Genomic DNA, 15452 nt, shown 5'->3' on the forward strand with positions numbered 1-15452 from the left:
ACCCATCCCGCACCCCCTCACCTGCCCATAGAGTCACGGCCAGTCACCGCGCCGCCGGGCGTGTCTGCTGCACGGCCCTGTATCGACCAGTACAGCCCGGCGTAGTCACGGCACCTCATGCAGAGGAGGCCGCGCCAGGGAAAGGACCTTTCGTGCGACACCGTTCTTTGATCATCCTCACCACAGTGCTCACCACCGGTGCACTCACCCTCACCGCCTGCGGATCGCGCGACGACAACAGCAAGGGCAGCAGCGACAGCGGCGGCAAGACCACCGTCGTCATCGGTGTCGACGCCCCGCTGACCGGATCCCTCTCCGCGCTCGGCCAGGGCATCAAGAACTCCGTGGACCTCGCGGCCAAGACCGCGAACAAGAACAACGAGGTCCCCGGCATCGAGTTCAAGATCGAAGCCCTCGACGACCAGGCCGTCCCCGCCTCTGGACAGGCCAACGCCACCAAGCTCGTCGGCACCAAGGAAGTCCTCGGAGCCGTCGGACCCCTCAACTCCGGCGTCGCCCAGTCCATGCAGGGCGTCTTCGAGAAGGCCGACCTCGCGCAGGTCTCCCCTGCCAACACCAACCCCGCCCTCAGCCAGGGCGACGACTGGGCCAAGGGCAAGGGCCAGCGGGTCTTCAAGACCTACTTCCGCACCTGCGCCACCGACATCGTCCAGGGCAAGTTCGCCGCCCAGTACCTCTTCAACGACGCCAAGAAGAAGAAGGTCTACGTCGTCGACGACAAGCAGACCTACGGCGCCGGCCTCGCCTCCATCTTCTCCAAGGAGTTCGCCCGCCTCGGCGGCAAGGTCGTCGGCACCGACCACGTCACCGTCAAGGAGACCGACTTCTCCAGCACCGCCGACAAGGTGAAGAGCTCGGGCGCCGACTCCGTCTACTACGGCGGCCAGTACCCCGAGGGCGGCCTCCTCTCCGACCAGATCAAGAAGACCGGCGCCAAGATCCCCACCATGGGCGGCGACGGCATCTACGACCCCGCGTTCATCAGCGCATCCGGCGAAGCCAACGACGGCGACTACGCCACCTCCATCGGCTACCCCGTCCAGGCCCTCCCGACCGCCAAGCAGTTCATCGCCGACTACGAGGCCGAGAAGTACAAGGACCCGTACGCCGCATACGGCGGCTACTCCTACGACGCCGGCTGGGCCATCATCCAGGCGGTCAAGGCCGTCGTCGCCGACAACGACGGCAAGCTCCCCGAGGACGCCCGCGCCAAGGTCACCGAGGCCATGGCCAAGGTCTCCTTCGACGGCGTGACCGGCAAGGTCTCCTTCGACGAGTTCGGTGACACCACCAACAAGCAGCTCACCGTCTACGAGGTCCAGAAGGGCGCCTGGAAGGACGTCAAGAGCGCCACGTTCGAGGACTGATCACCCCGCACCACCCCAGCACACGCTCCTGACCGCGCGAGGGCGCAAACAGCGCCCTCGCGCGGTGTCATATCCGACAAGCTCATCGGAGGCACTGCGGTGAACGAACTGCCGCAACAGCTGGCCAACGGTCTCGCACTCGGCGCGCTCTATGGCCTCATAGCCATCGGGTACACCATGGTGTACGGCATCGTCCAGCTCATCAATTTCGCCCACGGCGAGATCTTCATGATCGGGGGCTTCGGCGCCCTCACCACCTACCTGGCGCTCCCCAGCGGAACCTCGCTCATGGTGGTCATACCCCTCATGATCGTCGGTGGCGCAATCGCCTCCGTCGCCGTAGCCACAGCCGCGGAACGCTTCGCCTACCGCCCCCTGCGCGGCGCGCCACGGCTGGCACCCCTCATCACCGCGATCGGCCTCTCGATCGTCCTCCAGCAGCTTGTCTGGGGCTTCTACCCCGAGGCGAAGAAGCCGCGCAGCTTCCCCGAGTTCCAGGGCGAGTCGTTCAAGATCTTCGACAACCTGTACCTCCAGCGCGCCGACGCCTTCATCCTCGTGCTCGCCCCCCTGTGCATGCTCGCTCTCGGCCTCTTCGTCGCAAAGAGCCGCAGCGGCCGCGCCATGCAGGCCACCGCACAGGACCCCGACACGGCGAAGCTCATGGGCATCAACACCGACCGGATCATCGTGATGGCCTTCGCCATCGGAGCCGCGTTCGCCGCCGTCGCCTCCGTCGCCTACGGACTCGACAAGGGCCAGATCAACTTCGAAATGGGCTTCATCCTCGGGCTCAAGGCCTTCACCGCCGCCGTACTCGGCGGCATCGGCAACATCTACGGCGCCATGGTCGGCGGAGTCGTCCTCGGCCTCGCCGAAGCCCTCTCCATCGCCTACATCGAGGAAATCCCCGGAATGCAGCAGCTCGGCGGCGGCGCCTGGGCCAACGTCTGGGCATTCGTACTTCTCATCGTCGTCCTCCTCGTCAGGCCACAAGGCCTGCTCGGTGAGCGCGTCGCGGATCGGGCGTGAGAGCCATGACAACCGACACCACCAAGACCGCCACCGTCACCGCGCAGGCCGACACCGGCTCCCGGACCACCGGCCTGCGCCGCCTCACTGCCCTCGGCGGTATCGCGACGATCGCCGCCACCTTCCTGTCCTGGACCTACACCGACCAGTTCCCCGGCGACCTCACCGTCTACGGCTACCCCGGCGGCCTGCAGGTCCTCACCCTCGTCGCGGGCGCCCTCGTACTCCTGTACGCACTCGCCGCACTCGACATCCGGGGCTTCCGCTGGCTCGCCCCCACCGGCACCACCAAAGCCCTCCAGTTCCTCGCACTCGGCGCCTTCGCCACCACCTGGTTCACCGTCATCGCCATCGCCGTCGAACTCGGCGGCGTCGTCAACCTCGAACCCGGCGGCTTCGTCGCAGCGGTCGCCTCCGCCATCCCGCTCGTCGCCTTCCTCCTCCCCGACGACACCCGCAAGGCATCCCGCCCCAAGGAACTCCCCTCCTGGGCCGAGATCCTCATCATCGTCCTCGCCTTCGGAACCGGCCTCTTCGTCGTCACCTACGGCATCGACACCGAGTACGCCGAACTCTTCACCGGCTACATGATCACCGCGGGCTTCGCCGTGGGCGCCCTGTTCAAATCGGGCATCATGGCCCGACTCTCGGTGCTCACCACCAAGTACCGCTCCATCGCCGTGGCAGCCGCGTTCGTCGCCGCAGCCGCGTTCCCCTTCACCCAGACCACCGACCAGTACACCCTCATCGCGGTCAACATCCTCATCTTCGCGACCGTCGCACTCGGGCTGAACATCGTCGTCGGCCTCGCCGGACTCCTCGACCTCGGATACGTCGCCTTCCTCGGCGTCGGCGCCTACACCGCCGCGCTCGTCTCCGGCACCACCGCATCCGCGTTCGACGTCCAGTTCCCCTTCTGGGCATCGGTCCTCACGGGAGCGGCCGTCTCCCTCATCTTCGGCGTCGTCATCGGAGCGCCCACACTGCGCCTCCGCGGCGACTACCTCGCCATCGTCACCCTCGGCTTCGGCGAGATCTTCCGCATCACCGTCGGCAACCTCGACGGCGTCTCCGGACCCCAGGTCACCAACGGCCCCAACGGCGTACCCAACATCCCCGACCTCGTCTTCTTCGGATACGACTTCGGCGAGTCCCACACCGTCCTGGGCATCGAACTCGGCGGATACGCCAACTACTACCTGCTCATGCTGCTCGCGATGATCCTCGTGGTCCTCGTCTTCAGCCGCGCGGGCAGCTCCCGCATCGGCCGCGCCTGGGTCGCCATCCGCGAGGACGAGACCGCAGCCACCGCCATGGGCATCAACGGCTTCCGCGTCAAGCTCATCGCCTTCGCCCTCGGCGCCACCCTCGCCGGCCTCGCCGGCACCGTCCAGGCACACGTACAGAGCACCGTCGTCCCGGAGATGTACGTCTTCGCCGGCCCCGTGCCGCCCAACTCCGCATTCCTCCTCGCCGCCGTCATCCTCGGCGGCATGGGAACGATCAGCGGACCCCTGATCGGCGCCACCCTCCTGTACATGATCCCCGCGAAGCTGCAGTTCCTCCAGGACTACCAGCTCCTCGGCTTCGGCCTCGCGCTCATCCTGCTGATGCGTTTCCGCCCCGAAGGCCTCATCGCCAACCGGCGGGCCCAGCTCGAGTACCACGAGACCGGCCAACTCGACACGCCCGAAGGCACACTGCCCGATTCCGGCGTCGGCACCGTGAAGGCGGGGGCGTGAACGACATGACGACCACCACCGAGACCACCACGCCCGTCCTGGACGCCGGCGGCGTCACCATGCGCTTCGGCGGCCTCACCGCCGTACGCGACGTCGACCTCAAGGTCAACGCAGGCGAGATCGTCGGCCTCATCGGCCCCAACGGCGCAGGCAAGACCACCTTCTTCAACTGCCTCACCGGCCTCTACGTCCCCACCGAGGGCAAGGTCCGCTACAAGGGCACAGTCCTGCCCCCCAAGCCCCACCTCGTCACCCAGGCAGGAATCGCCCGCACCTTCCAGAACATCCGGCTCTTCGCCAACATGACCGTCCTGGAGAACGTCCTCGTCGGACGCCACACCAGGACCAAGGAAGGCCTCTGGTCCGCCCTCCTGCGCGGCCCCGGGTTCAAGAGGGCCGAAGCCGCATCGCACGCACGCGCCATGGAACTCCTCGAGTTCATCGGCCTGCAGGACAAGGCGGACCACCTCGCACGCAACCTCCCCTACGGAGACCAGCGCAAGCTGGAAATCGCGCGCGCCCTCGCCAGCGACCCCGGCCTCCTCCTCCTGGACGAGCCCACCGCCGGCATGAACCCGCAGGAAACCCGCGTCACCGAAGAACTCATCTTCGCCATCCGGGACATGGGCATCGCCGTACTCGTCATCGAGCACGACATGCGCTTCATCTTCAACCTCTGCGACCGCGTCGCCTGCCTCGTCCAGGGCGAGAAGCTCGTCGAAGGCACACCCGCCGTCGTCCAGGGCGACGAACGCGTCGTCGCCGCCTACCTCGGCACACCCTTCGAAGGCGACACCCCCGAGAAGGCCGACACCCCCGCCGAGGCGGACAAGGCGGAGCGCGCCACCAGCACAGAAGGGGAAGGCCAGTGACCGCACTGCTCGAGGTCGAGGACCTCAGGGTCGCCTACGGCAAGATCGAAGCCGTCAAGGGAATCTCCTTCACCGTCGAGGCCGGCCAGGTCGTCACCCTCATCGGCACCAACGGTGCGGGCAAGACCACCACCCTGCGCACCCTCTCGGGCCTCCTCAAGCCCTCCGGCGGCCGGATCCTCTTCGACGGGAAGCCCCTCGCGGGCATCCCCGCCCACAAGATCGTGGCACTGGGCCTCGCCCACTCCCCCGAAGGCCGCCACATCTTCCCCCGCCTCAGCATCGCGGAGAACCTCCAGCTCGGCGCCTTCCTCCGCACCGACAAGGCGGGCATCGAGAAGGACATCCAGCGCGCCTACGACCTCTTCCCCATTCTCGGGGAACGCCGCAAGCAGGCCGCCGGAACCCTCTCCGGGGGCGAGCAGCAGATGCTCGCCATGGGACGCGCGCTCATGTCCCAGCCCAAGCTGCTCATGCTCGACGAGCCCTCCATGGGCCTCTCCCCGATCATGATGCAGAAGATCATGGAGACCATCGTCGAGCTCAAGGCGTCGGGCACGACGATCCTGCTCGTCGAGCAGAACGCCCAGGCGGCCCTCTCCCTCGCGGACCAGGGCCACGTCATGGAGGTCGGCAAGGTCGTCCTCTCCGGCACGGGCGCCGACCTCCTCCACGACGAGTCGGTCCGCAAGGCCTACCTCGGCGAGGACTGAGCACCCACGCACAACGGAGAAGCCCGCCCCCGGACACCCGGGAGCGGGCTTCTCCATGTACGCCTGCGAACCTACTCGGCCGCCTTCTTCTTCTCCTCGGCGTCCTCGATCAGCGCCTCCGCCAGCTGCTGCATCGACATACGCCGGTCCATCGACGTCTTCTGGATCCAGCGGAACGCCGCCGGCTCGGAGAGCCCGTAATCCGTCTGCAGGATGCTCTTCGCCCGGTCCACCAGCTTCCGGGTCTCCAGCCGCTGCGACAGGTCCGCGATCTCGTTCTCCAGCGCCTTCAGCTCCGCGAAACGGGACACGGCCATCTCGATGGCCGGGACCACGTCGCTCTTGCTGAACGGCTTCACCAGATACGCCATCGCCCCGGCGTCCCGGGCCCGCTCGACGAGATCACGCTGCGAGAACGCCGTCAGCATCAGGACCGGGGCGATGGACTCCTCGGCGATCTTCTCGGCGGCGGAGATGCCGTCGAGGACCGGCATCTTCACATCGAGGATCACGAGGTCCGGGCGGTGCTCCCGCGCCAGCTCGACGGCCTGCTGCCCGTCCCCGGCCTCCCCGACGACCGAGTAGCCCTCCTCCTCCAGCATCTCCTTGAGATCGAGGCGGATGAGGGCCTCGTCCTCGGCGATGACGACGCGGGTCGTCAGCGGCGGGACGTGCGACTTGTCGTCGTCGGCGGCGTCTACGGGCTGGGGCGACTCGGGGGTGGTCAAGGTGCTCCTCATTTCAAGGCAGGTGCTGCTACCTGAGCCTACCTAGCTCCTGTATGTTTGAGGCACAGCGGGTCGCAGCTAACCTTTGATCCTAAGCCCAGCCCTGGTAGTCCAGCGGAAGAGACACGGTGCTCAAACCACCGACAGCGTGGGTTCGAATCCCACCCAGGGCACTTTCCCTTCGATTCCCAGGTTCACCCTCCATTTGCTGATCTTCACCATTGCCGGTGAACGCCCCTTCGATCGCGGGGCGTATCAGCGAATCCCGCACAAGACTCCGCCACATGGACCAGCACAATCCGTCGATCCGCGACGAAGCGCTCGCTCTCTTACGAAGCGGTATCAGCAATCGATCAGCGGCAGAACTGCTCAACGTGCCTCGCGGGACAATCGGCTGGTGGCTGCACGAGGACCGCAAGAGACGCGGGGTCCAGTACGTACAGCCCACTGACTGTCCGATCTGTACCGACCGAGCCCTTGATCGCGCCGCCTATGCATATCTTCTCGGGCTCTACCTGGGCGACGGCCACATCATCTCCAAACCCAAGCAGCACCACCTGTCGATCTTCTGTGGCGACGCCTGGCCCGGGTTGATCGACGAGGCCGAATCCGTGATGCGCAAGGTGATGCCCATGCCACGCACCGGGCGACGCCAGAAGGGCGGCTGTGTAGAGGTCAAGTCCTTTACGAAGCACTGGACATGCCTCTTTCCGCAGCACGGCCCCGGCAGGAAGCACGAGCGCCCGATCATCCTCGAAGCGTGGCAGCAGGAGATCGTAGACTTTCACTCATGGGAGTTCATCCGGGGACTCATCCACTCAGACGGCTGCCGGACCACGAACTGGACATCCCGCATGGTCGGCGGAGAACGCAAACGCTACGAGTACCCCCGGTACTGGTTCACCAATGTCTCGGACGACATCCGACAGCTCTACACGGACACACTCGACAAACTCGGCATCAAGTGGACGCACTGCACCCGCGCGGGCAAGAAGTACAACATCTCCGTAGCCCGACGGGCGTCCGTGGCTCTCATGGACGCTCACGTCGGGCCGAAGTACTGACGACCGTTACCTCGGGCTGTCGTCCTCGCCGATGCGGTGCACCCGTACCAGGTTCGTCGAGCCGGCCACTCCGGGCGGGGACCCGGCCGTGATGACCACGATGTCGCCCTCCTGACAGCGGCCGATCCGCAGCAGTTCCTCGTCCACCTGCGCCACCATCGCGTCGGTCGACTCCACGTGCGGTCCGAGGAACGTCTCCACGCCCCACGTGAGGTTCAGCTGCGCGCGGGTGGCCTCGTCCGGGGTGAAGGCGAGGAGCGGGATCGGGGAGCGGTAGCGCGAGAGGCGTTTGACGGTGTCGCCGCTCTGGGTGAAGGCCACCAGGAACTTGGCACCGAGGAAGTCGCCCATCTCGGCTGCCGCGCGGGCGACCGCGCCGCCCTGGGTGCGGGGCTTGTTGCGGTCGGTGAGGGGCGGGAGGCCCTTGGCGAGGATGTCCTCCTCGGCTGCCTCGACGATGCGGGCCATGGTGCGGACCGTCTCGACGGGGTACTTGCCGACGCTGGTCTCGCCGGAGAGCATCACGGCGTCCGTGCCGTCGATGACGGCGTTGGCGACGTCGGAGGCCTCGGCGCGGGTGGGCCGGGAGTTGTCGATCATCGAGTCGAGCATCTGGGTGGCGACGATGACCGGCTTGGCGTTGCGCCTGGCGAGCTTGATGGCGCGCTTCTGGACGATCGGGACCTGCTCCAGGGGCATTTCGACGCCGAGGTCGCCGCGGGCGACCATGATGCCGTCGAAGGCGGCGACGATGTCGTCGATGTTGTCGACGGCCTGGGGCTTCTCGACCTTGGCGATGACGGGGAGGCGGCGCTCCTCCTCGTCCATGACGCGGTGGACGTCGTCGATGTCGCGTCCGGTGCGCACGAAGGAGAGGGCGATGATGTCGGCGCCGGTGCGGAGGGCCCAGCGGAGGTCCTCGATGTCCTTCTCGGAGAGTGCGGGGACGGAGACGGCGACTCCGGGGAGGTTGAGTCCCTTGTGGTCGGAGACCATGCCGCCTTCGATGACGGTGGTGTGGACGCGGGGTCCGTCTACTTCGGTGACTTCGAGGGTGACGCGGCCGTCGTCGATGAGGATGCGTTCGCCGGTGGTGACGTCGGCGGCGAGGCCGTCGTAGGTGGTGCCGCAGGTGGTGCGGTCGCCTTCCATGGGTTCCACGGTGATGGTGAAGTCGTCGCCGCGTTCAAGGAGTACGGGGCCTTCGGCGAAGCGGCCGAGGCGGATCTTCGGGCCTTGAAGGTCGGCGAGGATTCCTACGCTGCGACCGGTCTCCTCGGATGCTTTGCGTACGTGGTGGTAGCGCTCTTCGTGTTCGGCGTAGGTGCCGTGGCTGAGGTTGAGGCGGGCGATGTCCATTCCCGCTTCGACGAGTGCCTTGATCTGCTCGTACGTGTCGGTTGCGGGTCCCAGGGTACAAACGATTTTCGCTCGGCGCATGGTTCGAGCCTAGACCTTACCTGCGGGTAGGTATTTGCCCTCGCAGTACTGTCCAACGGCCTTTTGATGAACGGTTATTGCCAACTGTTGAATTGTGCGGCCGGGTGCTCCGATGAGCGCGTGAGAGGTGGTGCTGCGGGGCGGGGGTGCCTGCCGGTCATCAGATCGAAACCTGCGCGGGGTGTTGCGGGTGGGGGTGGCTGGGCCAGAATCTACGCGCGTTGTTCGCTCGAACGAGGAGTCAAGGATGCCGTTGAACCGTAGGACGTTTCTGGGCCGTTCGGCCGTGGCCGGTGCCGGTGTGGCGCTGGCCGGTGGGGTCGGGGCGGGGTCGGCGGTGGCCTCGGAGGCGAAGGGCCACGGTCACGGGCGTCCGCCGAAGCGGTACTCGTTCACGGTGATGGGGACGACGGACCTGCACGGGAACGTCTTCAACTGGGACTACTTCACGGACAAGGAGTTCGACGACAAGGCGCACAACGACGTCGGTCTGGCGAAGATCTCGACGCTGGTGAACCAGATCCGTGAGGACCGTGGGCGCCGTAACACGTTGCTGATCGACGCGGGTGACACGATCCAGGGCACCCAGTTGTCGTACTACTACGCGAAGATCGATCCGATCACGGCGAAGCGTGGCCCGGTGCATCCGATGGCGCAGGCGATGAACAAGATCGGCTATGACGCGGCGGCGCTCGGGAATCATGAGTTCAACTACGGGATTCCGGTGCTGCGGAAATTCGAGGAGCAGTGTGATTTCCCGCTGCTGGGTGCGAATGCGCTGGATGCGAAGACGTTGCGGCCTGCTTTCGCGCCGTATGTGATCAAGCGGGTGCGTACGCCGCACGGCCGTGATGTGCGGGTGGCGGTGCTGGGGCTGACGAATCCGGGTATCGCGATCTGGGACAAGGCGAATGTGGGCGGGAAGATGGTGTTCCCGGGTCTTGAGGAGCAGGCGGCGAAGTGGGTGCCGAAGCTTCGCTCGATGGGTGCGGACGTGGTGATCGTTTCGGCGCACTCGGGTTCGTCGGGTACGTCGTCGTACGGTGACCAGTTGCCGTACGTCGAGAACGCGGCGGGTCTGGTGGCGGAGCAGGTGCCGGGGATCGACGCGATTCTGGTGGGTCACGCGCACTCGGAGATTCCCGAGTACTTCGTGACGAACAAGGAGACGGGGAAGCAGGTCGTTCTCTCGGAGCCGTTGAAGTGGGGTCAGCGGCTGACGCTGTTCGACTTCGATCTGGTGTGGGAGAAGGGCCGCTGGGTGGTCGAGAAGGTCGGCGCCTCGGTGCTGAACTCGAACACGGTGGAGGAGGATCCGCGCATCACCTCGCTGCTGGGTGCCGAGCACCGGGAGGTGGTGGCGTATGTGAACCAGGTGATCGGTACGTCGGTGGCGGCGATGTCGACGGTGGACGCGCCGTGGAAGGACGAGCCGGTCATCGATCTGATCAATCTGGTGCAGGCGGAGACGGTGAGGGCGGCGCTGGCGGGTGGGGAGTACGCGGCGTTGCCGGTGCTGTCGCAGGCGGCGTGTTTCTCGCGTACGGCGGCGATTCCCGCGGGTGAGGTGACGATCAAGGATGCGGCGGGGCTGTATCCGTTCGAGAACACGCTGGAGGCGCGGCTTCTGACGGGGGCCCAGCTGAAGGACTATCTGGAGTTCTCGGCGAGGTACTACGTGCGGACGGCTGCGGGGGCGCCGGTGGACACGTCGAAGCTGACGAACGCGGAGAACATTCCGGATTACAACTACGACGTGGTGTCGGGTGTGACGTACGACATCGATATCGCGAAGCCTGCCGGTTCGCGGATCGTGGGGTTGTCGTTCGAGGGGGCGCCGGTGGATCCGGCGGCGCAGTTCGTGTTCGCGGTGAACAACTATCGGGCGAGTGGTGGGGGCAACTTCCCGCACGTGCCGGGCTCGAGGCAGTTGTGGGCGAATTCGGATGAGATCCGGAACACGATCATCGGGTGGGTTCAGGCGAAGGGTTCGGTGGATCCGGCGGAGTTCGCTTCGGTGGACTGGCGTCTGACGCGTGACGGTGTGCCGGTGTTCTAGTACCGCGGCTGTAGGTGGCGGTCTTGCCGGCGGGGGGCGCTCGGGGGGACGTGTGCAGCAGCCGTTGATCGTCGTGAGTGATGTGGGCTTGCTTGCGGGGGACGGTGGCCGCAGGTAGTTGCGTGGCTCCCGAGCGGGCGCGCGGCGGTGGGCCGGGAGCCGGTGGATCCGCGTTCCTGGGCCTCCGGCCCCGATCGCTGTTTGTTGCGGTGCTCCGACACTGGGGTCCGCCCTGGGGGGGGAAGGCGGCATCGGCCATGTTCCCGCTTCGCAGGCTGCCTGGTCAGGGGCAGGCTGTGGAGCGGGGACGTTTCGCGCCGACGCCTTGGTCGGGAAGGTGCGTAAGCGGGTCTGGCACGGGCTCTCGGGGCCGGACGCGACGTGTTTCTGCGGCTGGGCGGTCATGGTCCTGGCCGGTCCCCGCCGGGGCCGCCGCCGGCTTCTGGTTCGCCTTGACCGCGTCGGCGGCGGACTCGTCTGTTTCCGCTGTTCCGCGCGGTGGCCCGTGTGAACCCGCGTATCGGATCCGAATTTCACACTTCGCGGTGGGCTGTCAACGCCAGTCGGTGACCAGCCACTTCCCCTCGATCTCGGAAAGTAGCAGTTCGCTGATCTGGAGAGGGTTGTCCTCGACTTTGATGTGCCCGGTGCTGCCGTTTTTCGCAAAGAATCTGGCTTCGTAGGAACCGGCCAGCTCATCTCGTTCTGCTTCGCTCAGGGGTGCTGTGAGCGCTTCGACGGCTTGCGGGCAGGTGTTCTTGCGTTGGGCGGCGGCGAGTTCGGACCGTGCTGTCCGGGTCATGGTCGCGCAGACTCCGTCGCCGTCTCCTGAGCCGAGGTTTTCCAGGAACTCCTTGCCGGAGGCCTCCAAGGCTCCGAGGTCCGCGCTGGACTCCTGAAGCGCGGAGAAGAGAAGGTTGCCCGCCCAGATCGCGACCAGTGGGCCGACCACCCACCAGGTGAACAGGAGTCCCCTGCTTTGCCCGTTCGTGCGCACCAACGTGCCTCACCCCTCGCTGCCGCAGGTTGCACGTCGACCGGCGTGCTCGTCATCGAAGTGTGCCAGTACGGGAGTTCCTTCATTCGGGCGTCGGCTCGCCTTCTGGCTCCATGCGCTGGTGATCATCGGTGACGCGGGCGGCCCCGTCGGCGGTATCACGGTCCGTGGCTGGAGTGCCGGCCTGGTGTCGGGGGCCGGTGTTCGTGCCGGCCGGGTTTGCCGGTGGTGTTGCGGTGGAGTTCCGGTCGGTGTGTGGGGCGGCCGTTCCTGGTCCTCGGGCGGCCGCCTTCGTGTTGTCAGTGGTCCTGTGCGAAGGGGACGAGGGGGGTGTGTTGGCCCGGTACGGCGGGGGCGGGGCTGGGGGTGAGGCCGAAGGTGGTGAAGGCGGTGCGTTGTGGGAGGGGGTAGGGGGTGGTGCCGGTGAGGTTGTTGAGGATGGTGGCGCTGCGCCAGGCGGCGAGTCCGAGGTCGGGGGCTCCGACTCCGTGGGTGTGGCGTTCGGCGTTCTGGACGTAGATGTTGCCGGTGAGGGTGGGGTCGAGGTCGAGGCGGAAGTCGGTGTGGATGCGGGGGCGTCCTTGGGTGTCGCGGCGGATGTGGGGGGCGATGCCGGTGAGGAGGGTGTCGAGGGGGCGTTCGCGGTATCCGGTGGCCAGGACGACGGCGTCGGTGGTGAGGCGGCTGCGGGTGGCTTGTTGGGTGTGTTCGAGGTGGAGTTCGATGCGGTTGCCGCTGCCGGAGAGGCGTCCTGCGGTGCGGACGCTGACTCCTGGGGTGAGGGTGGCGTCGGGCCATCCGCCGTGGAGGGTGCGTCGGTAGAGCTCGTCGTGGATGGCGGTGATGGTGTCGGTGTCGATGCCTTTGTGGAGTTGCCATTGCTGGGGGACGAGGGTGTCGCGTACGGGTTCGGGGAGGGCGTGGAAGTAGTGGGTGTAGTCGGGGGTGAAGTGTTCGAGGCCGAGTTTCGAGTACTCCATGGGTGCGAAGGCCTGGGTGCGGGCGAGCCAGTGGATTCTTTCGATGCCGTGGGGGCGGGCGCGGAGGAGGTCGAGGAAGATCTCGGCGCCCGACTGGCCGGAGCCGATGACGGTGACGTGGTCGGCTTCGAGGAGTTGTTCGCGGTGGTGGAGGTAGTCGGCGGAGTGGATGACCGGGATTCCGGGGACTTCCGCGAGGGGGCGCAGGGGTCCGGGGATGAAGGGTGCGGTGCCGACGCCGAGGGCGATGTGGCGGGTGTGGGCCTGGCCGGGGGTCCGGGTCTCGCCGTCGGGGCCGGTTCGGGTGTAGTCGACTTCGTAGTGGGCGTGGTCGGTGTTCCAGCGGATGGCGTCGACCTGGTGGTTGAAGTGGATGGTGGGGAGTTGTTCGCTGACCCAGCGGCAGTAGGCGTCGTATTCGGCGCGGTGGATGTGGAACTGCTCCGCGAAGTAGAAGGGGTAGAGGCGGTCGCGGGTGCGGAGGTAGTTGAGGAAGGTCCAGGGGCTGGTGGGGTCGGCGAGGGTGGTGAGGTCGGCGAGGAAGGGGACTTGGAGGGTGGCACCGTCGATGAGGAGGCCGGGGTGCCAGTGGAAGGCGGGGCGTTGTTCGTAGAAGGCGGTGGTGAGGGGGTGGGTGCCGGGTGTGGTGGGGATGCCGTGGGCGAGGGCGGCGAGGGAGAGGTTGAAGGGGCCGAGGCCGATGCCGATGAGGTCCTGGGTCCGGTGGCCTTGGGGGGTGGTCCGGTCGGTCATCGGGGGGTGCTGCCTTCCGTGATGGCGTCGGTACGGGTGTGGGCGGGAGTGTCGGCGTGGGTCTGGGTGACGAGGGTGAGGAGGCGTCGGAGGTCGTCGGGTGTGGTGTGGGGGTTGAGGAGGGTGGCTTTGAGCCAGAGGCGGTCGCCGGTGCGGGCGCGGCCGAGGACGGCGTGGCCTCGGTCGAGGAGGGTGCGGCGGATGGTGGCGACGGTGGTGTCGTCGGTGTGGCTCGGGCGGAAGAGGACGGTGCTGATGGTGGGGCGGTCGTAGAGCTCGAGTGCGGGGTTCTTCTCGATGAGGTCGGCGAGGTGGTGGGCGGTGGCGATGGTGCGGTCGATGAGGTCGGCGAGTCCGTCGCGGCCGAGTGCCTGGAGGGTGACGGCGATCTTGAGGGCGTCGGGGCGGCGGGTGGTGCGTAGGGAGCGGCCGAGGAGGTCGGGGAGGCCTGCGTCGGTGTCGTCGTCGGCGTTGAGGTAGGGGGCGTGGTGGTGGAGGGCGTCGAGGTAGGTGTGGTGGGGGACGGCGAGGATGCCGGCGGATGCGGGTTGCCAGCCGAGTTTGTGCAGGTCGAGGGTGACGCTGTGGGCGCGGTGGAGGCTGGCGAGGGTGTGGCGGTGGGTGGGGCTGAAGAGGAGGGGGCCGCCGTATGCGGCGTCGATGTGGAGTTCGGCGCCGTGGGTGGTGGTGAGGTCGGCGATGTCGGTGAGGGGGTCGATCTGGCCGGTGTCGGTGGTGCCTGCGGTGGCGGTGACGAGGAGGGGGCCTTGGTGGTGGATGAGGGTGTCGCGGAGTGCGGTGGGGTCCATGACCCCGTGGGGGGCTGGGATGACGACGGGTCGGGGTAGGCCGAGGAGCCAGGCGGCGCGGGTGATGCTGTGGTGGGCGTTGGCGGCGCAGATGGTCTGGACGGGGCCGTGGCGTTCGCGGGCGAGGAGGAGGGCGAGTTGGTTGGCTTCGGTGCCGCCGGTGGTGACGAGGGCATCGGGTTTCGGGGTGTGGGGGTAGATCTCGGTGGCGAGGGCGGTGGTGAGGGCGGTTTCGAGGGCGGAGGCGGCGGGGGCCTGGTCCCAGGAGTCCATGGAGGGGTTGAGGGCTGATGCGGCGAGGTCGGCTGCGGCGGCGAGTGCGAGGGGTGGGGTGTGGAGGTGGGCTGCGCAGTGGGGGTGTGCGGGGTCGGCGGCGCCTTCGGTGAGTGCGGTCACGAGGGTGCGGAGGGCGTGGTGGGCGCCGGTGCCGTGGTCGGGGATGAGGGGGCCGGTGGTGCGGTGGAGGTTTTGGGTGACGGTGTGGGGTCCGCCGGCGGGGAGGGGGCCGTTGCGGCGGGTGGCGCCGTCGTGGAGTGCGGTGAGGACGGTGTCGATGAGGGGGCGCAGGTGGGTGGGGCCTGCGGTGCCTCCGGCGAGGGGCGGGGTGGGCATGGGTGGTGTGGTCCTTCGGGTACGCGGGGGCGGTGGTGCCAGCTTGTCCGGATTGCGGAGGGTGCGGCCGAAGAGCCCAACGATCTCGACCCGAAAGGGGTACTGGGATCTGGTGCGGCGGTGCTGGGGGGTGTGGGGCTGGTATGGGAGTTTGTTGTTCGTATGGCTGTGCCCGGCCCCTGTGGGTGAGGGGCCGGGCACGGTGGCGCGGATGGTGCTCGGGGTGCTTCGGGGGCCGTGGCGGGGCGGTGGGTGGTGCGTTA

At 67.4% G+C, this 15452-nt stretch carries 12 protein-coding genes and 1 tRNA gene; 8 read left to right on the forward strand and 5 right to left on the reverse strand.

Going from position 1 to position 15452, the window contains the following annotated elements; genetic code table 11:
• The first annotated feature begins 152 nt into the window (after nucleotides 1–152).
• The 5 genes from JOC24_RS08615 to JOC24_RS08635 all read left to right on the forward strand — a co-directional run bounded on the left by JOC24_RS08615 (nucleotide 153) and on the right by JOC24_RS08635 (nucleotide 5747).
• Entirely contained in the window at nucleotides 153–1388 is a 1236-nt protein-coding gene (locus JOC24_RS08615; RefSeq protein WP_205019537.1) for a branched-chain amino acid ABC transporter substrate-binding protein, read from the forward strand.
• 99 nt (nucleotides 1389–1487) lie between these two features.
• Nucleotides 1488–2420, forward strand: a complete 933-nt coding sequence (locus JOC24_RS08620; protein WP_205019538.1) for a branched-chain amino acid ABC transporter permease — start codon at nucleotides 1488–1490, stop codon at nucleotides 2418–2420.
• Nucleotides 2421–2425: 5 nt separating this feature from the next.
• Complete coding sequence (locus JOC24_RS08625) at nucleotides 2426–4162, forward strand: branched-chain amino acid ABC transporter permease (RefSeq protein ID WP_205020001.1); 1737 nt, start codon at nucleotides 2426–2428, stop codon at nucleotides 4160–4162.
• A 5-nt stretch (nucleotides 4163–4167) separates the two neighbouring features.
• Nucleotides 4168–5034, forward strand: a complete 867-nt coding sequence (locus tag JOC24_RS08630) for an ABC transporter ATP-binding protein (RefSeq protein WP_205020002.1) — start codon at nucleotides 4168–4170, stop codon at nucleotides 5032–5034.
• Nucleotides 5031–5747, forward strand: coding sequence for an ABC transporter ATP-binding protein (locus tag JOC24_RS08635; protein WP_205019539.1), 717 nt, complete (start codon nucleotides 5031–5033; stop codon nucleotides 5745–5747). The genes JOC24_RS08630 and JOC24_RS08635 overlap by 4 nt, the downstream gene beginning before the upstream one ends.
• A gap of 71 nt (nucleotides 5748–5818) precedes the next feature.
• On the opposite strand, the gene JOC24_RS08640 is transcribed toward JOC24_RS08635, so the two are convergent.
• Complete coding sequence (locus JOC24_RS08640) at nucleotides 5819–6475, reverse strand: ANTAR domain-containing response regulator (RefSeq protein ID WP_031094407.1); 657 nt, start codon at nucleotides 6473–6475, stop codon at nucleotides 5819–5821.
• Nucleotides 6476–6575: 100 nt separating this feature from the next.
• Between JOC24_RS08640 and JOC24_RS08645 the strand changes: the two genes are divergently transcribed.
• Both JOC24_RS08645 and JOC24_RS08650 read left to right on the forward strand, forming a co-directional pair.
• Nucleotides 6576–6648, forward strand: a tRNA-Leu gene (locus JOC24_RS08645).
• A gap of 111 nt (nucleotides 6649–6759) precedes the next feature.
• A complete protein-coding gene (locus JOC24_RS08650; protein ID WP_205019540.1) occupies nucleotides 6760–7539 on the forward strand; it encodes a helix-turn-helix domain-containing protein in 780 nt (259 codons plus the stop codon).
• 6 nt (nucleotides 7540–7545) lie between these two features.
• Here JOC24_RS08650 and pyk read toward each other — a convergent pair whose 3' ends face one another.
• On the reverse strand, nucleotides 7546–8979 hold the full coding sequence (pyk, locus tag JOC24_RS08655; protein WP_205019541.1) for a pyruvate kinase: 1434 nt from the start codon (nucleotides 8977–8979) through the stop codon (nucleotides 7546–7548).
• A gap of 247 nt (nucleotides 8980–9226) precedes the next feature.
• Between pyk and JOC24_RS08660 the strand changes: the two genes are divergently transcribed.
• Complete coding sequence (locus JOC24_RS08660) at nucleotides 9227–11038, forward strand: bifunctional metallophosphatase/5'-nucleotidase (protein ID WP_205020003.1); 1812 nt, start codon at nucleotides 9227–9229, stop codon at nucleotides 11036–11038.
• 553 nt (nucleotides 11039–11591) lie between these two features.
• Here JOC24_RS08660 and JOC24_RS08665 read toward each other — a convergent pair.
• From JOC24_RS08665 to JOC24_RS08675, 3 genes are all read right to left on the reverse strand, one after another.
• The gene (locus tag JOC24_RS08665) at nucleotides 11592–12038 is read right to left on the reverse strand and encodes a hypothetical protein (RefSeq protein ID WP_205019542.1); all 447 of its coding nucleotides are present in this window, start codon (nucleotides 12036–12038) and stop codon (nucleotides 11592–11594) included.
• Between the two features lie 296 nt (nucleotides 12039–12334).
• A complete protein-coding gene (locus tag JOC24_RS08670) occupies nucleotides 12335–13768 on the reverse strand; it encodes a lysine N(6)-hydroxylase/L-ornithine N(5)-oxygenase family protein (RefSeq protein WP_205019543.1) in 1434 nt (477 codons plus the stop codon).
• Nucleotides 13765–15189: a pyridoxal phosphate-dependent decarboxylase family protein gene (locus JOC24_RS08675; protein WP_205019544.1), complete on the reverse strand. Its 1425-nt coding sequence runs from the start codon at nucleotides 15187–15189 to the stop codon at nucleotides 13765–13767. The genes JOC24_RS08670 and JOC24_RS08675 overlap by 4 nt, the downstream gene beginning before the upstream one ends.
• Between the last annotated feature and the right edge of the window lie 263 nt (nucleotides 15190–15452).

Source organism: Streptomyces sp. HB132 (genome assembly GCF_016909575.1).
Lineage (GTDB): Bacteria > Actinomycetota > Actinomycetes > Streptomycetales > Streptomycetaceae > Streptomyces.